20 protein-coding genes are annotated in these 26,643 nt (G+C 35.1%); 7 read left to right on the forward strand and 13 right to left on the reverse strand.

Going from position 1 to position 26,643, the window contains the following annotated elements:
• Positions 1 to 312: 312 nt before the first annotated feature.
• From FYJ80_RS05920 to fusA, 5 genes are all read left to right on the forward strand, one after another.
• Positions 313 to 1,692 (forward strand): aldehyde dehydrogenase family protein, encoded by a 1,380-nt coding sequence (locus FYJ80_RS05920; protein ID WP_154425284.1) that lies wholly within the window; start codon positions 313 to 315, stop codon positions 1,690 to 1,692.
• A 10-nt stretch (positions 1,693 to 1,702) separates the two neighbouring features.
• Positions 1,703 to 2,608: a hypothetical protein gene (locus FYJ80_RS05925; RefSeq protein ID WP_154425285.1), complete on the forward strand. Its 906-nt coding sequence runs from the start codon at positions 1,703 to 1,705 to the stop codon at positions 2,606 to 2,608.
• A gap of 60 nt (positions 2,609 to 2,668) precedes the next feature.
• On the forward strand, positions 2,669 to 3,919 hold the full coding sequence (locus tag FYJ80_RS05930; RefSeq protein WP_206360988.1) for a chloride channel protein: 1,251 nt from the start codon (positions 2,669 to 2,671) through the stop codon (positions 3,917 to 3,919).
• A gap of 141 nt (positions 3,920 to 4,060) precedes the next feature.
• A complete protein-coding gene (locus FYJ80_RS05935; RefSeq protein ID WP_154425287.1) occupies positions 4,061 to 6,247 on the forward strand; it encodes a heavy metal translocating P-type ATPase in 2,187 nt (728 codons plus the stop codon).
• Between the two features lie 42 nt (positions 6,248 to 6,289).
• Positions 6,290 to 8,317 (forward strand): elongation factor G, encoded by a 2,028-nt coding sequence (fusA, locus tag FYJ80_RS05940; RefSeq protein ID WP_154425288.1) that lies wholly within the window; start codon positions 6,290 to 6,292, stop codon positions 8,315 to 8,317.
• Positions 8,318 to 8,373: 56 nt separating this feature from the next.
• Here fusA and rbr read toward each other — a convergent pair whose 3' ends face one another.
• Positions 8,374 to 10,416, reverse strand: a complete 2,043-nt coding sequence (gene rbr, locus FYJ80_RS12150; protein WP_206360989.1) for a rubrerythrin — start codon at positions 10,414 to 10,416, stop codon at positions 8,374 to 8,376.
• A 189-nt stretch (positions 10,417 to 10,605) separates the two neighbouring features.
• Here rbr and FYJ80_RS05950 point away from each other — a divergent pair, with 189 nt between their 5' ends.
• On the forward strand, positions 10,606 to 12,681 hold the full coding sequence (locus FYJ80_RS05950; RefSeq protein ID WP_154425289.1) for an elongation factor G: 2,076 nt from the start codon (positions 10,606 to 10,608) through the stop codon (positions 12,679 to 12,681).
• Between the two features lie 274 nt (positions 12,682 to 12,955).
• Here the strand turns inward: FYJ80_RS05950 and FYJ80_RS05955 are convergent, their stop codons facing one another.
• From FYJ80_RS05955 to mfd, 10 genes are all read right to left on the reverse strand, one after another.
• Entirely contained in the window at positions 12,956 to 13,672 is a 717-nt protein-coding gene (locus FYJ80_RS05955; protein WP_154425290.1) for a GntR family transcriptional regulator, read from the reverse strand.
• Between the two features lie 53 nt (positions 13,673 to 13,725).
• Positions 13,726 to 14,505 (reverse strand): HpcH/HpaI aldolase family protein, encoded by a 780-nt coding sequence (locus tag FYJ80_RS05960; protein ID WP_154425291.1) that lies wholly within the window; start codon positions 14,503 to 14,505, stop codon positions 13,726 to 13,728.
• Positions 14,506 to 14,515: 10 nt separating this feature from the next.
• Positions 14,516 to 15,793 (reverse strand): TRAP transporter large permease, encoded by a 1,278-nt coding sequence (locus FYJ80_RS05965; protein WP_154425292.1) that lies wholly within the window; start codon positions 15,791 to 15,793, stop codon positions 14,516 to 14,518.
• A complete protein-coding gene (locus FYJ80_RS05970; protein ID WP_154425293.1) occupies positions 15,790 to 16,320 on the reverse strand; it encodes a TRAP transporter small permease in 531 nt (176 codons plus the stop codon). Before FYJ80_RS05970 ends, FYJ80_RS05965 begins: the two co-directional genes overlap by 4 nt.
• A 58-nt stretch (positions 16,321 to 16,378) precedes the next feature.
• Positions 16,379 to 17,407, reverse strand: coding sequence for a TRAP transporter substrate-binding protein (locus FYJ80_RS05975; protein ID WP_154425294.1), 1,029 nt, complete (start codon positions 17,405 to 17,407; stop codon positions 16,379 to 16,381).
• A 137-nt stretch (positions 17,408 to 17,544) separates the two neighbouring features.
• Complete coding sequence (locus FYJ80_RS05980; RefSeq protein ID WP_154425295.1) at positions 17,545 to 18,390, reverse strand: patatin-like phospholipase family protein; 846 nt, start codon at positions 18,388 to 18,390, stop codon at positions 17,545 to 17,547.
• A gap of 23 nt (positions 18,391 to 18,413) precedes the next feature.
• Complete coding sequence (locus tag FYJ80_RS05985; RefSeq protein ID WP_154425296.1) at positions 18,414 to 19,976, reverse strand: hypothetical protein; 1,563 nt, start codon at positions 19,974 to 19,976, stop codon at positions 18,414 to 18,416.
• A gap of 2 nt (positions 19,977 to 19,978) precedes the next feature.
• On the reverse strand, positions 19,979 to 20,698 hold the full coding sequence (locus FYJ80_RS05990) for an ABC transporter ATP-binding protein (protein ID WP_154425297.1): 720 nt from the start codon (positions 20,696 to 20,698) through the stop codon (positions 19,979 to 19,981).
• 104 nt (positions 20,699 to 20,802) lie between these two features.
• The gene (trmB, locus tag FYJ80_RS05995; protein WP_154425298.1) at positions 20,803 to 21,525 is read right to left on the reverse strand and encodes a tRNA (guanosine(46)-N7)-methyltransferase TrmB; all 723 of its coding nucleotides are present in this window, start codon (positions 21,523 to 21,525) and stop codon (positions 20,803 to 20,805) included.
• 3 nt (positions 21,526 to 21,528) lie between these two features.
• The gene (gene mfd, locus FYJ80_RS06000) at positions 21,529 to 24,777 is read right to left on the reverse strand and encodes a transcription-repair coupling factor (RefSeq protein WP_328596759.1); all 3,249 of its coding nucleotides are present in this window, start codon (positions 24,775 to 24,777) and stop codon (positions 21,529 to 21,531) included.
• A 37-nt stretch (positions 24,778 to 24,814) separates the two neighbouring features.
• Here mfd and FYJ80_RS06005 point away from each other — a divergent pair, with 37 nt between their 5' ends.
• Positions 24,815 to 25,621 (forward strand): inositol monophosphatase family protein, encoded by an 807-nt coding sequence (locus FYJ80_RS06005; RefSeq protein WP_154425299.1) that lies wholly within the window; start codon positions 24,815 to 24,817, stop codon positions 25,619 to 25,621.
• On the opposite strand, the gene FYJ80_RS06010 is transcribed toward FYJ80_RS06005, so the two are convergent.
• Both FYJ80_RS06010 and FYJ80_RS06015 read right to left on the reverse strand, forming a co-directional pair.
• The gene (locus tag FYJ80_RS06010) at positions 25,611 to 26,030 is read right to left on the reverse strand and encodes a hypothetical protein (RefSeq protein ID WP_154425300.1); all 420 of its coding nucleotides are present in this window, start codon (positions 26,028 to 26,030) and stop codon (positions 25,611 to 25,613) included. The genes FYJ80_RS06005 and FYJ80_RS06010 overlap by 11 nt on opposite strands.
• Positions 26,017 to 26,514 carry a hypothetical protein gene (locus FYJ80_RS06015; RefSeq protein ID WP_154425301.1) on the reverse strand — a complete coding sequence of 166 codons (498 nt, stop codon included), beginning with the start codon at positions 26,512 to 26,514 and terminating at the stop codon, positions 26,017 to 26,019. The genes FYJ80_RS06010 and FYJ80_RS06015 overlap by 14 nt, the downstream gene beginning before the upstream one ends.
• Positions 26,515 to 26,643: the final 129 nt, after the last annotated feature.

Below are 26,643 nucleotides of genomic sequence, written 5' to 3' on the forward strand. Positions count from 1 at the left end.
CCTCCTTTTTTTGGTTTCTATTAATAATTCAAATAAAAGTTAAAAAAATCGTAATAAAAATGAGGTAAAAACATGAAATTCCAAGCCTTAAGATTTATTATTTCTTTAAGATAAAATGAATTAAAAATTTTTTATTATTTTTTTAGGAGGTACAAAAAATCCTTCCTGGAAAACCAAAGAAGGATAAAGAATATTTTAATCTAGAATTTGAATTTCTTAGCACTTTTCTTAAAAATCATTTCCCTATTTTATTTAATTTCATACGTGTCTAGTTTTATTGACAGCTAATACATTATTTGTCAAAATAAAATTATGAATGAAGAATATTTAATTGTTCGTAAGAAACAAGATGAGTACTTTAAGAGTGGTAAAACTCTTTTAATAAAAGAGCGAATTAAGAATTTAAAGACTCTTAAAAGTGCTATGAAATCTAATGAAGCTCTTTTATTAGATGCGTTATATAAGGATTTAGGAAAAACTCATTTTGAAGGCTATGAGACAGAGCTAGGTGTTGTATATAGTGAAATTAATCATTTAATAAAGCATACAAAGAAATGGGCTAAAAAGAAGAGAGTCGGAACTCCTTTAGCACACTTTCCTTCAAGCTCATATATTCTCAAGCAGCCAAAGGGTAATGTTTTAATTTTTTCACCTTGGAACTACCCTATTCAATTAGCATTAAATCCATTAGCAGCTGCACTTGCAGCTGGCTGTACTGTAATACTGAAGCCTTCAAGATATTCAGAATATACTAGTAAGGCCTTAAAGAAGGTACTTGGAGAGTTCTTTGAGGAAGGACTTGTATATGTTGTTGAGGGTGGTCACCAAGCAAACCAAGACTTACTCGATTTAAGATTTGACCACATCTTCTTTACAGGAAGTCCTAATGTTGGTCGTGTAGTAATGGCAGCTGCTAGTAAAAATGTAACTCCAGTTACACTTGAGCTAGGAGGAAAAAGCCCTGTAATTATTGATGAGAGTGCAAACATTAAGCTAAGTGCAACTAGACTTGCATGGGGAAAATATTTAAATGCAGGACAAACCTGTGTAGCACCTGACTATCTTTTAATAGATGAAAAGGTAAAGGATAGATTTGTAGTAGAGTTTAAAAATGCTATTACAAAAATGTTCTCAACTAATCCTATTACATCACCTGATTTACCAAAGATAATTAATGAAAAGCACTTTGAAAGAGCAAAGAGCCTTCTTAAGTGTGGTAAAATAGTAATTGGCGGAGGATTTGATAACAACACATTAAAAATTGAACCAACCTTAATTGAGAAGCCTGATTTATCATCACCACTTATGTGTGATGAAATCTTTGCTCCAATTTTACCTTTAATTACTTATAAATCCTTTGACGATGCATTAGAATTTATAAGACAAAGAGAAAAGCCTCTTGCATTCTATATTTTCTCAAAGAATAATGAGAGAGTAAAAAAAGCTCATGAGGTTCTTACCTTTGGTGGTGGATGTGTCAATGACTGTGTTGTACATCTAACTAATCCGAATATGCCTTTTGGAGGAGTTGGTAACTCAGGTCTTGGTTCATACCACTCAAAGCAGGGCTTTGATACCTTCACACATGAGAAGAGTATCCTAAGAAAGAGTCTTCTTTTAGACATACCAGTTAGGTATGCACCATATAAAAGTAATCTAAAGGATAAAATTGTAAGATTACTAATGCACTAGGAGATAAAAAATGAAAAAACTATTAGCTATTGTGATGATGTTAATCATTGCATCAACACTATTTGCAGCATTTAATCCTGCTTATAGTGATTACCAGTTCTACAATGTTCATGACTATCAAACAGATAAGGCGTACCTTGAGAAAAGTCTTAACCAGGCAGCTGATAACAGTGAAAAGGCTGAGATCTTATGGAGACTTTCAAGAAACGTATTAACCTTAACAGATGATATTGAGAAAACTAGTGAAAACAAGCAGGCTAGACTTGATGGATATGAAAAGGCCCAGGAGCTTGCTCAGCAATCTGTTGATTTAGTTGAAAGCTACAATGCTTACCACTGGTTAGCAAGTGCTATTGGTAGAATTGGACAAGTAAATGGACCTCTCAATAGCTTAAGCAAGGCTAAACCGATGAGAGCCTTAGTAGAAAAGGTTCAAAATGACTTTAATGCCGATTACACAGATTCCTGGTATGTTTTAGGTATTTTATATAACCAGCTTCCAGGTGGTATTAGCTTTGGTGATAAGGACTTTGCAATTAGCTATATGAGAAGATGTGTCGATACTCAAGATAACGTAAATAGAAATAACCTTACTAACTATCTTGAGCTTGCCCAGCAGCTTGTTGATAGAGATTGGAGTGCATCTAAGAGAGCTAAAGAATTTGATAAAATGCAGAAGAAATATAATGCTGAGACAGTGCCTACAGAGAAGATGAAGTACTATGAGGGTAAGGATGGAAAGAATGGAAAGCCATTCTACTCAACTGTTACTCAGGATAAAATCTCAGATAAGCAGGAAGCTGTAATGATTTTAAAATACGCTTTAGCATTCTATGAAAAAACTCCTGTAAAGTTTGACTCTGATGCATCTAAGCTTGATGAAATTAATAAGCTTCTAGCAGCTATAACAAAATAACTATTTTAGGTTGTAGGACTTTTCCTACAGCTTTTTTTTAACTATAATGCCATGCTTGTTATGGAATACAATTCAAATAAGCTTAATTGGCTCTTCCAATTATTTAGAGGTTTTTTAACAGGTGCACTTGTTGGTGTCCTTATGACCATATTTGCACTCTCTATTAATGTTGTCGGTAAAATAAACTCCTCTTACCCTTTCTTGGTTTTTCTAATTCCACTAGGAGCTGTTGCAACTACCTTTTTATATAAGGTAGCAGGAACAAGATATAGAAATAGTACAACAGAAGCTATTGATGATATTAATAATAGAAGTCGTAACCTAGCAAAATCACAGGTACAGCATGCTGTATGCCCTCAAATGGGAGCAATTGCCTATATTGCTACTTTAATCACACATATTACTGGTGCTTCAGGTGGTAAGGAGGGATCTGGTGTTCAAATTGGACTTGCCGGTGCCTCTGCTGTTGAAATGCTAGAAAATAAGCTATTTAAATTAAATTCAAATAATAATAGCGAATATTATTTAATGTGCGGAGCATCTGCAGCCTTTGGTGCCCTATTTTCATCTCCTATAGCAGGAGTTATGTTTGGAACACAATTTGCATCTCCAAAGACAACAAGACTCGATGCTTGGCTTCCTTGCACGATTTCTTCATTTACAGCAGTAATAATTTCAAAGCTATTAAATATTCATATATTACATATACCTGAGTTTATTCCTCTCGATGTAACAGTAAGTAACTATTTAATAGTAGCAATATTTGCAGTTTTAGCTGGATTTTATTCAAGGTTATTCTGCTTCATTACTCACTCTATTAAGCACATATTCCAGAGCAAGATAAAAAATGAATATTTACAGGTATTAGTACCAAGTATCATCCTACTTGGAGTTTCTATGATTACCTATGCCTTTACAAAATCATTTAAATATAACGGCTTAGGTGGTGCTTTACTTTCAGATATTATTGAAGGAAAAGCAAATCATGTAGCAGACCTTATGAAGCTCTTAATGGTTGCATTTACCTTTGCAGCTGGATTTGCTGGAGGTGAGGTTGTCCCTCTTTTAATTGTAGGAGCTGGCTTTGGCATGAGCTTTGCATCTCTCTTCTCTCTTCCAGTTTCTGCGTTTGCAGTATTAGGAGCTATTTCAATGCTATCTGGAGGAACTAACCTTCCACTTGCATGCTTTGCTTTAGGCCTTGAGCTATTTGGCTACAGTGAGCCTACACTACTATTCCTAGCTGCAGCACTGAGCTTCTTAGCCTCAGGAACAAGTGGAATATATAACCACCAGAAAAAGCCTTATTAAGCCTTTAAACACCTCCTTAGATAATCTTTGGAGGTGTTAATTTTTATAAAATACTAAATTAATTATCTTTCATGTTGACAATAGTAATATAGGTATATAATATATGAATAGTTGCTCATATATTCATATATTGGAGGATCTATGACAAAGCATACATTTAATATTTCTATTGACTGTCCACACTGTGCTCAAAAAATTGAAAGCACACTAAATAGTGATAAAAGAGTCGAAAAAGCAATACTCGACTTTAATAATAAAAAATTAACTGTAAATAGCGAGCTTTCTCGAGAAGAGATTATTAAAATAGCTACAGCTATCTCCGATGAAATAAGCTTTGAGAAAACCTATAGCTTTAATGCTAAAATCGATTGTGCAGATTGCGCTAAAAAGGTTGAAAGAGCTCTAAGCGGAAATAAGAATGTATCATATGCATCCTTCGATTTTCCAAAGGGTAAGCTAGTTGTAAAAACTACATTAAATAAAGCAGAAATTGAAAAGCTCTGTAAAGAGTGTGAGGATGATATTGAGCTTTCAGAACATGAAGAGATAGAAAATGATCAAAAGCTAGAACTAATAAGAATATGTGTTTCTCTAGCTATTTTTATAGTTGCATTTACTTTTAAGCTCCATTATCTTTTTTTACTTTCCTATGTAATAGCTGGTTATGATGTATTAATAAATGCAGTTAAAAATATTTTCAAAGGAAAGATTTTTGATGAAAACTTCTTAATGAGTATTGCAACTGTTGGAGCATTAATTCTTTCCTCCTACTCAGAAGCCGCTGCTGTAATGATCTTCTACCAGATAGGTGAATACTTCCAAGCAAAGGCAGTTAGAAAAAGTAGAAAATCAATTAAAGCTCTTCTCGATATAACAGCTAAGGAAGCTCTACTTGAGAATGGAGAATTAATTAGTGTTGAGAAAATAGAGGTAGGAACAATTATCGTTGTAAGACCTGGTGAAAAGGTTGCTCTTGACGGTGTTGTAGTTGAAGGCACCTCTGCACTCGATGAAAAGGCATTAACAGGAGAGAGCTTACCAGTTGATGTTGAAGTAGGCTCTAATGTTTTATCAGGCTCTGTAAACCTTTCATCATTAATAAAGGTAAAAGTTACAAAGAGATATGATGAATCAACAGCTACAAAGATTATAGAGCTAATTGAAACTAGTAGCGATAAAAAGAGTAAGAGTGAGCAGTTTATTACACGCTTTTCAAGATACTACACTCCACTTGTTTGTCTCTTAGCTTTAATAATTGCCTTTATAGTTCCATTAATTACAAAGGATCCTTTTAATATGTGGATTTATAGAGCTATGGAGCTATTAGTTATTTCATGTCCTTGTGCTTTAGTACTTTCTATTCCACTCTCCTATTTTGCTTCAATTGGCGCATATGCTAAGAATGGAATCTTAGTTAAGGGCTCTGATGTTGTTGAAAAGCTCTCTAAGGTAAGTAAAATTGCATTTGATAAAACAGGAACTCTAACTAAAGGAGAATTAACCTGTACAAGTGTTATTAATCTTACAAGCTTAAATATCATGCCTTATTTAGCATCACTTGAAAGCTCATCAACACACCCAATAGCAAAAGCAATTGTAAAGAGTAATAAGGAGCAGCTTTTTAAGGTTGATCATCTTACAGAGCTTCCTGGAAAGGGTATTAAGGGTGATATTAATGGAGTTACCTACTATGCAGGAAATAGTAAGCTATTTAGTAATGTAAATGAGTCTAAAGAGACAGCTGTATACTTTGGTACCTCAGATGAGGTTCTTGGATATGTTACACTCTCTGATACAGTTAAGGATGACTCAGTAAAGGCTATAGAGGATTTAAAGAGCTTAGGAATTAAGGAATTAACTATGATTTCAGGTGATAAAAAGGAAACCTGTGAAAGCATAGCTAAAAAGCTTAAGCTTGATTCCTTCCACTATTCACTGCTCCCTGACCAAAAGCTTGACACTCTAAAGGCTATGATGAGTAGTGATAGCATTGTAGCTTATTGTGGTGATGGTATTAATGATGCACCAAGCCTTGCTCAAGCCGATATTGGAATATCTATGGGTGGCTGTGGAAGTGATGCTGCAATTGAACAAAGTGATATGGTTATAATCTCTGATAGTCTTACAAAGATTAGCGATGCAATTAAAATAAGCAGAAGAACAGAGCTAATTGTAAAGGAGAACATAGTCTTTTCATTAGCAGTAAAGCTTTTAGTTATCATATTAGCGATTATTGGCTTATCATCGATGTGGCTTGCAATTTTCTCTGATGTTGGAGTTGCACTAATTGCTGTTATCAATGCTATGAGGTCTGGTAAAAAGCTTTAAAGCAAGTGACAAGCTACACCGTTTTTTGGTATGCTTTTCTCTATGAATGAAAAAGAGATAAGAAACATCGGTATCATGGCGCATATCGATGCAGGAAAAACAACTACAACAGAAAGAATTCTATATTATACAGGTGAAAACCATAAAATTGGTGAGGTAGATAATGGTGAAGCTACCATGGACTTTATGCAGCAAGAGCAGGATAGAGGTATTACTATTGCTTCTGCTGCAACTACCTGCTATTGGAGAGACCACCAAATAAATATTATCGATACTCCGGGACACGTTGACTTTACAGCAGAGGTTGAACGTAGCTTAAGAGTTCTTGATGGTGCTATTGGAGTATTTTGTGCTGTAGGAGGTGTTGAGCCTCAGACAGAAACAGTATGGAAGCAAGCCGATACCTATAAGGTTCCTCGTATTGCCTTTGTAAATAAAATGGATCGCTTAGGAGCTAATTTCTATGAAGTATTAAACGAGATGGAAAAGAAGCTCGGAGCAACACCAGTACCTCTATTTATTCCAATTGGGGCTGAAAGTAATTTTACAGGTATCATCTCACTTTTAGAGATGAAGGCACTATACTTCTCTAGCGAGGATAAGGGCTCAACTATTACAAAAGAGGATATCCCAGCTGATTACCAAGCAAAGGCAGAGGAATATAGAGAAAAGCTAATAGATGCTTGTGCTTCATATTCAGATGAAATTACAGAGCTATACTTTGAGGGAGAAGAAATTCCAACTAATTTAATTATTTCAACACTTAGAAAGTGTACTCTAGAGAGAACACTACTTCCTGTATTTGTTGGCTCCTCCTTAAAGAATATTGGTGTACAGCCTCTTCTTGATGGAGTTGTTGACTTACTTCCAGCACCTAATGAGGTTCCACCTTTAAAGGGCTATTGGGAGAAGAAGGATAAGGAAATTGAAGTAATCCACGATGAGAAGGGTCCAATGCTTGGCCTTATCTTTAAGATTGTTGTAGACCCAAAGGCTGGTCCGCTCTGCTTTGTTAGAATGTACTCTGGTATTCTTAAAAAGGGTGTTGCTATTCAAAACATTACTAAGAACAAGAAGGAAAGAGTTAATAGAATTGTTAGAATGCATGCCGATATCATGACAGATTTAACAGAGCTAAAGGCTGGAGATATTGGTGTTATCATTGGCTTTAAGATGGCTCAAACAGGTGATACTATTGGTACAGAAGCTCATCCATACCTACTTGAAAAGATGCACTTCCCTAACCCAGTTATCTCAGTTGCTATCGAGCCAGAGAGCACAGAGGAGCAGGAGAAGCTTAAAAAGGCTCTTGAAAGCTTATCATTAGAGGATCCAACCTTCACATACAAAGATGATGCAGAAACTGGTCAGCTAGTTATTTCAGGTATGGGAGAGCTACATCTAGATGTTCTAGTAACTAGAATTACTAAGGAGATGAAAATTAAAGCTCGTGTAGGTAATCCTCAAGTATCTTATAGAGAGTCTATTACCGGAGAGGCTGAAGAGGAATTCTCCTTTGATAGAACTATCGCTAATAAAGAAAACTGGGCAAAGCTCACACTTTCTGCTAAGCCTCTTCCTGCAGGCAGTGGAAATGTACTTAAGATTAGTGCAAACACAAGAGATATTCCTGAAGAAATTATTGCTGCTGTAAAAAGCGGTATTGAGGGTGCATTTAAGAGTGGTATTAAGTTTGGTTATGAGACAACAGATATCGAAATAGATGTCAAGGATATTGCTTATAATGAATTAACTAGTACTCCATTTGCAAATGAGGCTTGTGCAAACATGGCATTTGATGCAGTATGCCAAAAGGCTGGAGCAGTTCTTATGGAACCAATTATGAATGTAAAGCTTTCTGCACCAACACAATATGTAGGTGATGTAATTTCATCTATAACCAGTAGAGGTGGTATTGTAAATAGTATGGAGTCTAGAGTTGGTTCTGATTTAATTAGTGCAGAGGTTCCACTTCAAAAGATGTTTGGTTATACAACAGTTCTTCGCTCCTCAACACAAGGTAGAGGAACCTTCAGTATGGAATTCTCACACTATGCCCCAAAGGCTTAATTTAAGAGATAGAAAAGAGATAAGGAGCTGCCGAAACAGCTCCTTTTTTTGTTTAATCAGATCTTATGAACCTCAAAGAAGGACTGAGAATACTTACAAACTGGACAAACCTCTGGAGCCTTAAGACCAACACAGATATGACCACATACTCTACACTCCCAAATAGTTACACTACTCTTCTCGAAAACCTGCTTTGTTTTAACATCGTTTAAAAGCTTTCTGTAGCGTTCCTCATGGCGCTTCTCGATATCTCCAACAGCTCTGAATCTCTTAGCAAGGTCAGTAAAGCCCTCTTCTTCAGCTTCCTTAGCCATTCTGTCATACATATCTGTCCACTCATAGTTTTCACCCTCAGCAGCAGCTAATAGATTTTCTGCTGATGAACCGATGTGACCAAGCTCCTGGAACCATACTCTAGCATGCTCCTGCTCATTTCTAGCTGTCTTTAAGAAGATTTCAGCTAATTCCTCATAACCCTCTCTCTGAGCAACCTCAGCAAAATAAGTATATTTATTTCTTGCCTGGCTCTCTCCTGCAAAGGCTTCAAGAAGATTCTTTTCAGTCTTTGTTCCTGCATAAGGATTACCATTTGACTTTACCTCTTCCTCTATCTTTTCAAATGAGGAAGCTGGCTGCTTACAGATTGGACACTTGAAATCTGCTGGTAATTCATCACCTTCATAAACATAGCCACAAACTTTACATTTAAATTTTGCCATTTTTTTATCTCCTATATTTAAATCTTTTGATCTATCAATATAAGCAGTATGTAACATACGCTCAGATAGCTTACTTAATGGTTTTCCATAGAACTCTTTATAGAGGAGCTTAATCTCTTCATTTTCATGACTGAACTTATTTGCAAGCTCATTATCACGTTTATAAAGAGCGTTAACTCTTTTTTCTCTAATGCTTTCAATTTCCTCAAGATTCTTTGGCTGTCCACCTCCACCGATACATCCATTAGGACATGTCATAACCTCAACAAAGTGGTAGGTCTTATCGCCCTTTTTCATCCTTTCAATAAATTTTTTAGCATTTGCAGTTCCATAGATTACTGCGACATTTACTGTTAAGCCCTTAATATCAATTGAAGCCTCTCTAATGCCGTCATTACCTCTAACACTCTCTAGCTTTGATAGTGACTCTTTTGGAATATTTTCTCCTGTTAAATAGAAATATGCGGTTCTTAGAGCTGCCTCCATAACACCACCAGTGTTACCAAATATTACACCAGATCCCGATGCTTCACCCATAAGAGAGTCATACTTACCATCCTCAAGAGAGTTAAAATCGATATTTTCTTCTCTTGCCCACATAGCAAGCTCTCTAGTGGTAATAACATTATCCATATCCCTTAAAGAAGGAATATTTAGATACTTACCGGCACTATTCATTTCACTTCTTCTAATTTCAAACTTTTTAGCGGTACATGGAGTTAATGCGACATTAACGATTTTTGTAGGGTCTATGCCTCTTTTCTTAGCAAAATAAGTCTTTATAGTAGGACCTTGCATTCCAATAGGACTTTTAGCAGATGAAATGTTAGGAATTATTTCAGGGTAATATGTTTCAACATACTTAACCCAAGCAGGACAGCATGATGTGAACTGTGGAAGATTTCTATTTTCCTTTATTCTCTCAATTAATTCGCTTGCTTCCTCAACAATTGTTAAATCAGCACCAAAGTTTGTATCAAGGACATAATCAACACCAAGCTTTCTTAATAAAGAAATCATTTTACCTTCACTAAAGGTTCCTGCTGGAAGATTAAACTCTTCACCTAATGCAACTCTTACAGATGGAGAGGTACTAACAATTACAGTCTTTTCTTTATTTCTTATAGCCTCTTTTACACTTTGATACTCATAAACCTCAGTAATACTATTTGTTGGACAGACATTTGCACATTGTCCACAATTAATACAAATAGCATTATCTCCTGTTTTTAATAAATCATAGGTGCCGTGTACTCCAATTTGCTCTGTGCAAATGTTTTTACATTGTCCACATTTAATGCACTTTGATTCATCTCTTTTAATACTTGGGTTGTCTTTTTCAATAGCAACTCTTACAGATAAAGGAAGATGTTTTGACACTTTATGTAGCTCCTTATTAGTAATGATTACTATTTAGGTATAAAACAAAATAAAAGATAATTCAATTAGTAAGAAAAAAAAATACATATAAACTACGTATTTACATTTAATTATCTTTTTTTCTTTACATTCAATTCTTTGGGCTTTAAGATTTTTTAATAGACGCATTTTTTTCAAAAGGAGGAAATTATGAGCGTTCAATCAAAAGACCTCAGAAACGTGGCTCTTGTAGGCCATAATGGGACAGGAAAAACTAACTTAGTAGAGCAGATGCTTTATTATGCGAACGTCCTGTCTAAACCTGAAACAGTAGAAAGTGGAAAGACCACATCAGACTACACAGATGAAGAAATAGCAAGAAAGATTTCAGTACATGCTTCCCTTAATTCATTTACATGGGAAGGTAAGACAATAAATATTATTGATACTCCGGGTACAGCAGATTTTATCGGTGAAGCTATTTGTGCTTTCCGTTCATGTGAGGCTGCGTTGATGGTTGTTGATGGACGTATCGGTGCCCAGATTGAGACAATCAAATTATGGAGAAGACTTGATTCAAGAAATAAACCACGTGCTGTATTCATCAACAAGATGGATAAAGAGCGTGCTAGCTATAGACATGTAATCGATTCACTTGAAAGTGAATTCCAATCACACTTTGTTCCAGTTGTAATGGCACTTGGTGAGGCTGAAGAGTTTAAAGGTGTTATTAACCTTATTGAGAACCAGGCTTATGAATTTGTTCCAGGTGGCAAGGAAAAGGCTATCCCTATTCCTGAAAAGTATTCAGCAGTTGTTGAAGATTTCAGAAACCGCTTAATTGAAAATGCAGCTGAAGGTGCAGATGATTTAATCGAGAAGTTCTTTGAAGAAGGAACTTTAACTAGCGATGAAATTAGACGAGGTCTCAGAGAAGGCTTAAAGGATAATCGTGTTGTACCTGTATTCTGTGGTGCTACAGATAAGGGTGCTGGTATTACTTCACTTCTTAACTTTATTAGAAATAACTTCCCTAACCCACTCGATGGCTTTGATTTCAAAATTGATGAACAAGGTATCGAGCATACAACTCCAATTGATCCAAATGGTCCTGTTGCTGCATATTGCTTCAAGACAACTATCGACCAGTTCAGTGGTAAGCTTAGCTTTATCAAGGTTGTTGCAGGAAAGATTACTCCTGAAACAGATCTCTACAACCCAGATTTAAAGAAGAAAGAAAAACCAGGTAAGCTCTATAGAGCACTTGGTAAGAAGCTTATTGAGGTTGATGCTTTAGAGGCAGGTGATATCGGTATTATTGCTAAGAGTAACATTACCTCTACTAACTGTTCTCTCCTCTCTGGTCCAGATGTTAACTATGTATTTAGACCAGTTAGACTTCCTCAGCCAGTATTCCAGCTTGCTGTAAGCACAGAGGATAAGAAGAGTGCTGATAAGATGAATGAAGCTCTCTACAAGATTGCTGAAGAGGATTTAACATTCCAGATTAAGATGAATCCTGAAACTAAGGAAACTGTAATCGGTGGTATGGGTGAGCTTCAAATCTCTATGATCCTTGAAAAGGTTCAAGAGAAGCAGAAGATTAAGATTAATACTCAAACTCCTCGTATCGCTTATCGTGAAACTATTACACGTAAGAGTGGTATTGCTGAATACTCACACAAGAAGCAGTCTGGTGGTCACGGACAGTTTGGTCGTGTACTTATTGAAATTGAACCAATCGAAAGAGGCTCTTACTATCAGTTTACTAATGCTATTAAGGGTGGAGCAATCTCTAAGGGTTATGTTCCAGGTATCGAAAAGGGTATTCAGGAATCAATGAGTGAAGGTTACTTAGCAGGATATCCACTAGTTGATATCGGTATCACACTTATCGATGGTAAGGAGCACCCAGTAGACTCATCAGAAATGGCATTTAAGCTTGCTGCTAAGGGAGCTATGGAAATTGCTCTCTCTAAGGCTGGCTGTGTACTCTTAGAGCCTATCATGAAGCTTGAAGTATTCATCGAAAATGAATATCTTGGTGCAATCCTTTCAGACCTCTCTGCTAAGCGCGGTAGAGTACTTGGTCAGGAAGAAAAGGGACACCTTGTTGCAGTACAGGCAGAGGTACCAATGGCAGAGCTTAGAACATATGCTATCGACCTTAAGAGTATGACAAGTGGAACAGGTTCCTTCGAGCTTGAGTTCAGCCACTATGAAACTCTACAGGGTAGACTCGCAGATGAAGTTATTGCTGAAGCAAAAGCTGCAAAGGCTGAGTGATAAATCAAAGAAAAAATATTCAGCAGGTGTAAAAGCCTGCTGATTTTTATATCTACAATCAAAGAGACTGATAAAAACTCTAGGGGGAATTAGAACCCATTCTCATTATAATTTCAAAATTGCATTTACCAAAAATCTATCACAAAAATAATTAGGTTTAATCAACTCCTTCATTACTAAGGAGTAAAAGCAAATATAATTTTGTATCTAATAAATATGCAGCAATATAGTAAAAAATAAAGGGGAATCAATAAATTATTATTTAACGAACTCTTTACTTTAAAAGCTTTTCATTATATGAAAGCCAGTATTCATTATCTTTTTCATCAAGTACAAAATACTGTTTATAATCTGTTCTAATTAAATTTCCCATTCGAGCAAGCCCAGCATTTAGATGGGAAGAAAGTATTGGAGTTATTGAATTACTATCACCTTTTTTTATTGCTTCAAATAGTTTCTCATGATTATTAACAATATCTCTATAACCTAGAGTCCCTACGAAATCAAGCATTCTAAAGCGTTCATAATTTAAATCACTTTGAATCATTTTCCAAACATCATCACAATGCATTCTATCAAACCAAAATTGATGAAAGGCACAATCGAGGATGAAGAATTGTTTCTCATCTATTTCATCTTGTGAAACATGAATTTGTTGCATTCTTAAATTATGTTCAATTTCTTCTAAAATAAATGGAGAGGGATTAGTATTAATAAAATCCTTGATAATCCAGGATTCAACTGCAGTTCTCATAAAGATCATTTGATGGACAGATGATAAACTAATGAGAGTTGCAGTTGCACCTTTATATGGGACATTCTCTAATAAACCAATATCTTGAAGGCGCTGAAAAGCAGTTCGTACAGGAGGTCTTGTGACAGAAAAACGAGAACAAATTTCCCCCTCACTTATTTTTTCTCCAGGGATTATTTCTAATGTAGTTATTTCTTTTTTCAATGCCTCAAAAATTGTAGTACTGATATCAGCCATTAATGTTTTTCCTTCAAGATTAATATATCAGATTATTATTTTTTTTGAAAACACTATTTTACTTTCTCAACTTCCTTAGCAATTCTACCTAAACCTTGATTTAAATGGTACATGTCATTTCCCAAAATAAGCATATTAATACCTCGGTCAATTGCAGCACGTAAATCAGATTCTGTAGAAGGAACAACAGGAGCCATAATTCCTATACCCTTCTCTTTTGTCACAGCTCTTAATCTATTATAACCATAATCAACTCTCTCATCGGTTATTTTATATCCAACCTCAGCTCCAACAGAAAGAGCATAATCGACAGGACCAAAATTAACTGCATCAATTCCATCAACACTTAAAATTTCTTCAATATTTTCAGTAAATTCAAAGTCTTCGTCCATTGGAATGATCATAGTATCTTCATTGCTTTTCTTAGTGTATTCAGACCATGAAAAACCATTTACACCAAAGCCTGCTGCTCTGACGTTACTTTCTCCACCTCTTCTACCCATAGGAGGAAACTTAGCATTGAAAATAATTTTTTCAACATCTTCTTTGCATCTGCAGTGAGGAACAACTACGCCTTCTGCTCCCATCTCAAGAACTTGTCTTATTTCAGAATCATGAACTCCTGATACTCTTACTAATGGGGATACTCCAGCATGCTTAGCAGCTAATATCAATCTTTCAATATTACATAGTCCATCTATAGTTGAGTGTTCAAGATCGAGATATACAAAGTCATATCCCCATCTTCCAATGCACTCTACAACACTTGCCATTCCTGTATAACAGGTAATGCCAAAAACAGGTCCCTTTTTAAGTTTTTCTTTTAATGTCATTTTATTCTCCTTATGCTAATAAGCTTGGAAGCCATGTTGATACTGCTGGAACGAAAGTAACCATCAGTAGTACTAAAATATTACAAAGTAAGAATGGAGAAGAAGATTTAAAAACACTAACAATAGACATTCCTGATATTTTACTTCCTACATTCAAGCACATTCCTACAGGAGGTGTTACAAGTCCAATTGCAAGACCTACAACTAAAATCATACCAAAAGTAATTTCACTCATTCCAAGTGTAGTGAATACTGGTAACATAATAGGTGCAATTAATAGAATACATGGAACTACATCTAAGAATGTTCCTAAAAGAAGAATTAGAATATCAAAGAGTAAGAAAATAATCCATGTTGGTATATTTGAACTTAAAATAAAGTTTGCAATCGCAAGTGGAACTTGTTTAATTGCTAAAATATAAGTAAATACATTTGTAAATCCTCCAATAACCATAATAGTAGCAGTCATAATTGCAGTCTTCTTTAATGCTGCAACTATATGCTTCCACTTAAGCTCCTTATAGAAGAATTTACCAACAATAAGTGAATATACTACAGCTACTGCAGCACTTTCACTTGCAGTAGTAATACCAAATGTTGTGAATACTAAAATCATAACAGGCATTAAACAAGCAATTAAACCATCTACTACAACTTTAAATACTGATTGATCTATTTTAGCTTCAATTTTATGATAGCCCTTCTTTTCTGAATAAAGCCAAACAACAACAAGCTGGAAGATACCTATACACAATCCAGGTATAACACCTCCCATAAATAGTTTTCCTACAGATACTCCTGATACCATTGCAAACATCAACATAGGAATGGATGGTGGAATAATCATACCAACAGTAGAGGAAGCAACGGTAATACCTGTAGAAAATTCTTTTGAATAACCCTGCTTAGTCATATCTGGAATTAATATTGAACCAAGAGCAGAGGTATCAGCAACAGATGAGCCAGTAATGCCACCAAAAATCATAGAAGCAACAACATTTACTTCTCCTAAACCACCTCTAAATGGCTTACATATTAATAAAGCAAAGTTAATAAGTCTCTTTGTTAACCCTCCATGGTTCATCAATTCACCTGAGAGCATAAACAAAGGCATTGCAATTAATATAAATGAATTTAATCCAGCAAAAACTCTTTGTGGAACACTCATTAAAAATGCAGGATTTTCTAAGAAAAAGTAAATGATACCTGCTCCACCGAGAGAGTATCCTATAGGAACTCCTATAAGTATAAATATCAATAAGGCAATAAATAATATAGTTAGATTCATATTTCTTTTTCCTCCGGTAGAACATCATCAGTAGAATATCCACCATCTGCATTTTCTATCCTTACGAAGTAAGAAAGCATATCAATTACTACATAAAAAACGGTAATAAAAAATGTTATTGGTACAAAGATATAGTACACACTCATTGGTAAATGTGAGTTTGGTGATAGTAAATGACCAACCTGACCAATCCATGAAATAGAAAAATAAATCATTACAATTGAAACAAATAAAATTGATAAATCAACTAATAAAACAGATATTATCTTTTTCTTTTTACTTTTTCCAACAATTTTATCCGCAAGATATGAAATTGAAATATGCTGTTTTTCTCTGATTGCTAGAGCAGAACCAAACAATGTTGTAAAAATAAAGGCCATTGTTAATAACTCTTCAAGCGTACTAAAAGAAAGCCCGAAGAAGTATCTTAATACAACAGTGACCGATACTCCTATAGCTAAGAACGCAACTAATACAATCAAAATAAAAGACATAGCTTTATCTAAATATTTGAGTATAGTATTCATTAATTAATCCTAAAAAAGGCCTGACTACACAGCCAGGCCATAGTATTCTTTTTGACTGTTATTTACCCATTGCGAGTGATTTAACCAGATCTAATTCTTCTTGAGTAAAGTACTTAAGAGTATTTACAAAGTGATCATATACAGGAGTACATGCATCTACAAATGCCTGCTTTTCAGCATCAGTTGGAGTATAAACATCGCATCCATAAGCCTTCATTTCTTCGAGGCGTGATTCTGCATTCTCAATTGCAATCTTGTTTTCAGTTTCAATGAAGAGCCATGCAGCATCACTTAAAATCTGCTGATATTCTGCAGGAAGAGAGTTGTAGTATTTAGCATTCATTGTTAATACTTCTGGATGATACTGATAGTTTACATATGTAATATACTTTTGTACTTCAAAAAGCTTCTGATCATAAATTGTTGCAACAGGGTTCTCCTGTCCATCAGCTACACCAGTTTTAAGTGACATATAACAATCTGCAAGAGGAATTGAAACAGTTGAAGCACCGAGAGTTTCCATACAAACCATGATTGCTTCGATAGAAGGAGTTCTAAGCTTTAAGCCCTTCATATCAGCAGGTTTTGTGATTCTTCTCTTTGAGTTAGTAATCTGTCTTGCACCACCATCACCAATTGCAAGAATCTTAAGTCCATTAGCTTCAGCATCTGATGAAATGATATTAAATACTTCCTCATTCTTAGCAACTCTCATTAATGCCTCTTGATTGTCAAAGAAGAATGGCATTAAGAATAAGTTTAATTTCTTAGAAATAGTATCAAAAGGACCACCAACGAATGCCTCTAAAGTTCCCATTCTCATTGATTCCTGCATATCAGGTTCTGAACCAAGAACACCTGCTGGGAACAATTCTACTTGTACTTTGCCACCACTCTTTTCCTCAACATATTTCTCAAACTCTAAAAGAGATACGTGTCTTGGATGAGCAGTACTCATTGTGTGTCCAAGCTTAATTGTGTAAGTTTTACCTGAATCAGCTGTTGCTTGTGATTCAGAACTGCCATTTGCAAATACTGTTGTGAATGCTAATAACATCACAAGTGTGATAGCAATAAGTTTTTTCATTTTGTCTCCTTTTTATTAAAAGTGATATCACTTTTTATATCTGATATCAGATTATCATGGTAAATATTACTTGTAAAGAATTATTTCCACTCTTAGGAGATAAAAAAGAAATACCATATTTCAGGTAGCTCTAATAATTATGAAAGATAACTAATTAAATCAGGCAGGATTTCAATAGCTATACGCCTCCCCTCTTGATAAACCCTCTCAAGCTTTTCAGGGTCTTTCTCTGTTTTTCCTATATCTAGACTATATTTTGGTCTAATAACAAATAGCTTACCCTCTTTTTCTAGCTTTTTAATCTCTTCTGTTTGACTATTATAAACCTCATGACGAATAGACATCGCTCTTGCAATTCCACTCTTATCACCTCTATAAATAAGCTTAAAGAGAGGATTCATAGGATTTTTCTTTTTAATATAGCCCTCTGGCTGTGTAAGTATCACAACACACCTATCGACCTTTTTATCAAGCATAAAGCGATAAGGAATTGGATCTGATATCCCTCCATCTAATAAAAGCTTACCACCAACCTTTACGCTACTAGATACTAATGGCATTGAGGCACTAGCTCTTAAGTAAAGCATGTCATCACCACTACCCTTAGTAGTTTTCACATAATATGGCTTACCACTTTTTACATCTGTGGTAACACACCAAAAATCCATTGGATTGTTTTCAAAGGCTTCGTAATCAAAGGGATCTAAGACGTTAGGAAGAGTATCATAGCAAAAGGTAGCTCCATATAAATCTCCTGTAGTTAGCAGTGAATATACAGAGCAATATCTTTTGTCATTACAATACTTTTTATTATATCGAATAGCTCTACCTATCTGCCTTGATTTAAAATTACAACCAAAGACAGCACCAGCACTTACACCAACACATGTGTCAAAAGTAATATTTTCCTGCATGAACACATCAAGAATTCCTGATGTGAACATGCCTCTCATCGCACCACCTTCAAGTACTAATCCATTCATATAAAAATTATCTCTAATTTTAATTAAAATGTGTACTGCTTTTTTGCATTAGCGAATGCTAGCTTTGAGAAAATTAAGAAAAATATAATAGATACTAGTGAAGGAATTATTAAGGAAGCTACTCTTACTTTGATATATATTTCACATAAAACTACTAAAGAGACAATAATAATTAGTTGAATTAGGTTAATACCCATAGCACCGAGTCCATTTAGGTTTTGCTTTACTGCCTCCTGAGGACGCTCCCACTCTGTATGTGGCTTTTTATAATCGATTGCAAGCCCAACAGCACTAATTCCTGCAATATAAAATATCGAAGAAAACAAAACTAAGATTGTTTCTATTAAAGGCGCTCTTGTAAAGATAGCTACAGCAATAATAAATAAATCAATACAAGGAATAGTTAATAGCATATGGAAATATAGCTTTGCTTTTACTCTCTGCTTTTCATTAACAGGGAGTGTTCTTGAGTAATCAAAATCCTTTCCCTCTCTTGAAACAGAGGTAGATGAAAGCATATTAAAGGTATAGAACATCAAGATTATACCCCATAGAACAAGGTGTATATATTTCTCAATTCCAGGGATAGACATTATATCCTTACTCATATCACCTAAAATACCCATTAGTGCATATATAACTATAATAAAGAGAGGCATAACGAGCTCTAAAATCAACTCTGTTGAGAATGAAGAGGAAGAAAACATTATTCTCTTCTCTCTAAGCATTAAAGCCTTAATAACAGATGATTTTTTAAAGCTAATTTCTTTACTATGAGCTTTTACATCCTCTTTTATTCCTTCACTCTCAGCTACAGCTCTACTAAGTAATAAAGAAATAAAATATAAAGCTAACCCAGCTACAGCTAAGAAAAATATTATTAGAGAAAACAGAATTAAGATTTCATTTGTTATACTTACTTTATCATTCAAAACTAATGTTATTGCTGCATTTGGTCCAGCCTGCTTACCTAATACTCTAAGCATAAAATATACAAGGAATAATGAAAGCGCATAAATCAATATAGTCTTAATTCTTTTTATTACTATACTCTTTTGACTTAGGTATGAAAAAACACCCATAAAGAATGCTGAAAAGAAAGGTATTACAAATGCATCAGCAATTATTAAAAGGTAAAATAGTATTGAAAATCTTGTATTTAATAAGCATGCAATTATAAATGGAATAATTACAAGTATACTTTCTATAAAGACTTCTATATAAAGGATTAAAAATCGTGATAGCGTTAATGTCTTATTATCTATTGGTAAGGTTTTAAGTGTATCTAAATCCTTTCCACTTACAAGCACATTGTCAACACTTGTTAGTGTAAAGAATATTGAAAGCATTAACCCAAGACCATGTATTGAGATTAAAGCTAATCCTACTGATTGTCTTAGCTGTGATACAAAGTTTGAGTAAATCATCCACATGTATAATAAAGAAAGATAGAATAGGCCAAAATAAGAAAGAATACCAACACCCTTTCTTCTTTTACCGTTTTTTGATCTACCAGTTTTTATAGCCTGGACTAAGCTAAGCCCGCCATTTCCCTTATAATATGTCCTTACTAAAGCTTTAAGCATATTTATGCCTCCTTAGTAATTGAAAGGAAGTAATCCTCTAGGGTCTCACCCTTACCCTTTAATAGCTCATCAACACTTGACTCTGCAATTAAATGCCCCTTATTTATAATACCTACTCTATCGCAAATATTAGCAGCTACCTCTAATACATGAGTGGAGAAGAATACTATTGAACCTGAGTCAGCAAGAGAACGCATAATATCCTTAACCTCTCTACTTGCTTTAGGGTCCAAGCCAACCATTGGTTCATCAAGAACTATTATTTTAGGATTATGAACTAAAGCTGCCATAAGACTGAGCTTTTGTCCCATACCATGAGAATATGAGCTGACTAAATCCTTTAAGGCCTCCTCAAGTCCAAAGAGAGCTGAATATTTCTCTATCCTCTTCTTACGTGTTTTTTCATCCACCTCAAAGATATCAGCAATGAAGTTAAGATACTCATAGCCCGTTAGCTTTTGATAAAACTTAGGTTCATCAGGTACATATGCTAGTAGTTTTTTAAATGCAACTGGATCCTTTCTAATATCAACACCGTTATAGAGAATTTCTCCACTAGTTGGAGGAATAATTGAAACTAGCATCTTAATAGTTGTTGACTTACCAGCACCATTTGGACCTAAAAAGCCAAATATTTTTCCCTCCTCAAGCTTGAGGTTCAAATTATCAACAGCCTTAATGCCCTTTTTATATTCTTTAGTAATTGAGCGAAATTCTATCATATTCCCTCCGAGTTATTATGATATCAAAATGATATCAACATGAAAAACCATTGTCAATAACGCTCTAATATAAAACAAGACCCACCATAAGGCAGGTCTCTTATTCACTTTTTAACGAACCATAGCTCATTTATCTTATAAGCCTTATCTAAGCCCTTTTGCTCGAACTTAGTTCTTGGTCTCCAGCTTCTTGGCTCAGCGTAGGAGTCATAAGCATTTTCTATCAAGCTTTCTTGAGAGAGAATATCAAGCATCCACTCAGCATATTCCTCCCAATCGGTAACAAGATAAATATAACCACCTTTTTTAAGCTTTCTTGAGAGTAAATTAACAAAATCCTTTTGAATTAATCTTCTCTTATGGTGCTTTTTCTTTGGCCACGGGTCAGGGAAGAAAATATGAAAGCCATCAATAGATGAGTCAGGAATCATATGCTCAAGCACATCAACAGCATTAAAACGCATGAGCTTAATATTATCCATCTTCTCCTCTCCTACCGCCTTTAAGAGACGTACGAAGCCCTGAAGATAAACCTCTAAACAAAGATAGTTATAATCCTTTCTTTCTCTAGCAATAATCTCTGTAGAAGTTCCCATACCAAACCCAATTTCAATAATAACTGGCTTATTTGGATCAGAAAAAAGAGAACCAGGAGCTACAAATTCATCCTTAAAGGTAACAGCATAATCAGGGAAATAAGCTTCTACACTCTTTTTCTGGTTATCATCGAGCACATTATTTCTAATAACATAGCTCTTAATACCCCTCATTATTCCCTGTCTAATTTCGATATCATTTATATTTTTATAAATCTCTTCCTTTTCCATTCTCTACTCCAATCTCTTAAGCTGATCAAGGATAAATAGTGCTTTATCCTTTAATGATACAGCATCTGTCTGCATCTTCATATAATTCATTCTTGATGGATCCATCTTTATCCTACCATTTCCAAGCTTTAGTAGGTTAATAATCTTCTCTGGCTTAATAGCAGCAAGGTGAGAAAATTCAATTTGTACAAAGCCTCTGCTTTCAGATAGATGATAAATCTCAAGTCTTCTACATAGAATCTTAAGCTGAGCAATACATAGTAGGTTATCAACCTCAATAGGATAAGGACCAAATCTATCCTCAAGCTCAGAGCGTAATGCATCGAGCTCAGCATCCTCCTTAACAGAGCTTATCTTTCTATAAACCTCAAACTTAATTGCAGGATCCTTAATATATGAATCAGGGATAAAGCCTGAGTAATCGAGCTCAAGATAAACCTCTCTATCTGATTGGCTCTTTTCTCCCTTAGTTTGTCTATTTATCTCCTCATCAAGAATCTTCATATACATATCAAGACCTACAGCCTCAAGCTCTCCACTCTGCTCTTGGCCCAATATATTTCCTGCACCTCTAATTTCCATATCCTTCATAGCAACCTTAAAGCCACTACCAAGGCTTGTATGCTCACTTAATACCTTTAAGCGCTTTACAGCATCATCATTTAACATATCCTCAGAAGGATAGAATAGATAGCAGTAGCCCTGTCTATCGCTTCGACCTACTCTTCCTCTTAATTGATATAGCTGAGATAAGCCAAAGCGCTCTGCATTATCAATAATAATTGTATTTACATTTGGGATATCGATACCATTTTCAATAATTGTAGTTGAAACTAATACCTGTACACCCTCATATACGAAGCGATGCATAATATCTTCCAAATCATTTGGATCCATTTGGCCATGAGCATATTCAATTATTGCATCAGGGATAAGCATCCTCAGCTGATATGATAATTCGCTTAAATCCTGTATTCTATTGTGTAGATAGAATACTTGGCCTCCTCTATCTAATTCCTTTCTAATTGCTTGTACAACACGATTAATGTTGTAATCGGTAATTATTGTAGAAATAGGAAGTCTTTCTCTTGGAGCCGTTGTCAGCAATGACATATCACGAACCTTCAAAAGAGACATATATAGTGTTCTAGGAATAGGTGTTGCAGAAAGAGTTAAGCAATCTACATTTACCTTCATAGACTTAATCTTCTCTTTATCCTTAACACCGAATCTCTGTTCCTCATCAACAACTAAAAGACCGAGGTTTTTATAAACTACATTCTTTTGTAAAATCTTATGAGTTCCAAAAAGAACATCTACCTTACCATCCTTAAGGTTAGTTAGGATTCTCTTTTGGTCCTTAGTGCTAACAATTCTTGAGAGCATCTCAACATTTACTGGAAAGGCCTGGGCTCTTTCCTTAAACTTTCTATAGTGCTGCTCAGCTAAAATAGTAGTTGGAGCGAGGAAAGCAACCTGCTTACCGCTCATGACAGCCTTAAAAGCTGCTCTAAATGCGATCTCAGTTTTTCCATATCCAACATCACCACAGATAAGGCGGTCCATTACCTTATCTGACTCCATATCCTTCTTTATATCCTCTATACACTTAAGCTGGTCAGGAGTCTCTGTATATGGGAATGACGCTTCAAATTGAAGCTGCCAATCATTATCAGGAAGGAAAGGAAAGCCAAAGGAATTTTGTCTTGCAGCATATAGCTTTATTAATTGAGAAGCTAACTCCTGAGCATTCTTTAAGGCCCTTTGCTTCTTTTTAGTCCATCCACTTCCACCCATAGTATCGAGCTTAGGAGCTCTACCATCGGAGCCGATGTAGCGCTGAACTAAATCTGCTTGCTCGATAGGAACGTAGAGATACTCATCGTGAAGATATTTAATTTTAATATAGTCACGCTCACTTCGTGTAGTTTTAGCTCTCTCTATCTTAACAAATTGACCAATACCATAGTTGACATGGACAACGTAATCACCCTCATGTAAATCGACGAAGGAATCTATAGGAGCAGAAGAGACATTTACTAATGTCTTTTCTGTTTTAATTCTTCTTCGACCAAAGATTTCACCATCTAAAATAACAGAGAGTCTTATCTCATCTATAGTAAAGCCATGAGAAATATCTGAAACTACAAGCTCAGTTTCAGGATAATCTCTTAAAACTGTCTCTAAGCGCTGCTGCTGAACAACAGAAGGAGAAACAACTACTACCTTGTAGTTATTCTTTATTAATGCATCTAGCTCTTCCTTAAAGTACTTAACATTTCCAAAGTAAGACTTTGCAACCTGGATATCAAAGGTATAGCAATCATCTGCGGCTATATCCTCAACTACCATCTTCCTACTTCGCTTTTGAATATATTCAGGAGCATTAATTAATAGCTTATCTGGAAGAACAACATCCTTTTGCTGGTTATATGCTTCCTTAAATAGAGCCTTAGCCTCACTAATTAGAGAGCGATATGCAACCTCCATTCTAGAGGAACCAACATAAAAGAAGTAATCATCATCTAAAATATATGAAGTAAAGCTAGCATTCTCTGTCTCGCTACTCTCACTCATTAAGCTTAATGTATATCTTGATACACTTTTTGTAGCTTTTTGAGTTATTGGATCAAAGAGTGCAATTTTCTCTATCTCATCCCAGGAAGCATATAGTCTAACTGGAAGCTCCTCTGAGAATGGAAAGATTTCCATTACCTCACCTCTTATTGAGTATGTACCAACCTCATAGCAGCTTCCCTGTCTATAATATCCAGCCTCAGAGAGCTTCTTTGCTAGGCTCATTGGGTCAAACTTATCATGAACCTTTATAGTTAAGCTTAGATTAGAAAGGCTTTGCTTACTTATTACAGGAGAAGAAAATGCACGTAGAGAGGTAACAATAATACCTTGCTTTAGAGAGGAAATTGTACTTAATGCCTTTGATTGCGCATACTCACCCATGCTTGCATTAGCTGGGCTATAAAGCTTTTTACCATTTGAAGGGAAATATACAGCTGGTATATCCTCTAAATCAGATAAATCTGTATATACCTCCTTAGCTATCTCCTCAGTTGGCAATAGAGCAATTACTCTAGAGGAGGTACTTCTCTGTACAAGCTCCATAAGCCTTGTCAAGGCATAACCATCAAGGCCCTTTATTCTAAAGGTACCACCTTGATCTTTCTTAAAACTCTTGTAGAGGAGAGATGATTTAATGTAATCTTTAATCGAATCTTGAATTTCTTTGTTCACAACAAAAAAAGGTTACTCAAAAAGAAAGAAAAAAACAATGTACACACTAGATAAATCAGCCCTAGATGAGCTAAGTAAAGAAATAATTGAAGCAGGGATCTTTGCAAAAAGGATGCAAAATGAAATACATCGCTCCTTCAAGAGCGATGGCTCTGTCTTAACTGAGACAGATTTAGCAATTTCAAAGAGAATAGAGGAGGATGTTGCAAGACTCTTTCCCGATTGCGGCTTTATCTCAGAGGAAGCAGAGATAGTAAAAAAGGAGGATGCAAAATATACATTTATCCTAGATCCAATCGATGGAACAGATGTATATTCACAGGGACTTCCATCCTTTGCTATCTCATTAGGAATTATTGATTCAAATAGAGAGCCCGTTGGCGCTATGATCTATCTTCCTCGCTTTGGAAGAGGAAGAGAGGATATGTTTGTTCGCTTAGATCCAAATGGAGAGCTTCTAGTTGATGGAAAAGTATTTACATTACAGGATAATAAGGATGATGTAAAACAGGTTACTATGGGCTCCGGCGGTCAAGTAAAAATGGATTTCTCACACTTTGAAGGAAAGGTAAGAACCTTTGGCTCATCAATTATCCACCTACTCTCTGTTGTTGTATTCTCAGCAATTCAAGGGTGTGTAAATCAGCCATGCTTTGTTTGGGATATTGTATCAGCACATGCAGTACTAAAGAAGGTTGGTATGGATATCGTCTATGTCGATGGTGAAAAATTTGTATATACAGATAGCTTTTTATATGAGAAGAAAAAATTTAAAAAGGATATTTATGCAGGAACACCTAAGGCAATAGAATGTATGAGAAAAATTCTACCTGTTAGAGTTTAATTATATTCCAATTCCTTTTATAGGTGTTAAGAAATAGCTCTAGGTTGCTATCTCTAACAGCAACATAAAGAGTTATATCTTCTCTCTCGATAAGAGTGTTTATAACATTATAAAAGCCCCTCTTATTAACGAGCTCAATTTTTCCACACTCGTCTATGATGACGGTACCAGAAGTGAGAGCTAATAGGATTTTTTCAGCCCATTCAAAGGCTCCTTCCTCCTCCTGGTAGCGTCCATCTACTCTTTTTAAGAAGCTATGAGTGTTGCCGCTTTTTAAGTCATAAAAATATAGCTCATTTTTAGAGCTATCAATACTTTTAGTTAAAATACCATAAGCACATTTAATAGAGGAGAGATATCTCGTCTTTCCTCCATTTCTAGGTGCCACAACTACATTAAATCTCTTCATCGAAGAATGACTGTAAAACATCAAGAGCCTTGATGCTATCTTCCTTTTCTATAACAAAGGTTAATTCATTCATTGTTGAAACTATCTCAGTTAAGTTAATATTCTCCCAAGCTAGCTTTCTTGTTGCCATATATAGGATTCCAGGTGTTTTCAAAAAATCACCAGAGAAGGAAATTGTAATAGCAACCATGTTTTCTTTGGTATGAAGAATTTCTTCATTTTTTATTAACTCATCTACCTCTGATCTAAACTTTTCACTTACAGCTAAAGAAACCTCATGAGAGCCTACAGAGAGATTTAAAAAGTCACCCTTTCCAGGCTTTACCTTGTCATATAAAAGGGCAAGATTATTTACAACCTGATAATTACGTACAAAGTTAACATCATAAATATTAGTCTTCATACTAATTTCGTAATCAATCTTTCCCTTATGATTAAACTTATCAGATTTTCTTAAATCGTCAGCGTATCTTCTAATTGCCATGATATAGAACGTCATTTTATTTAAAGATTTTCTAATCAAAATAAAACAAGAAAAGTAAGTCAAAATAAATGCAAAATCAAATTAAATAAAGATAAAAATCAAATTAAATGGAACTAAGAAGATATAAAA

This window comes from Bullifex porci, assembly GCF_009695635.1.
Classification (GTDB): domain Bacteria; phylum Spirochaetota; class Spirochaetia; order Sphaerochaetales; family Sphaerochaetaceae; genus Bullifex; species Bullifex porci.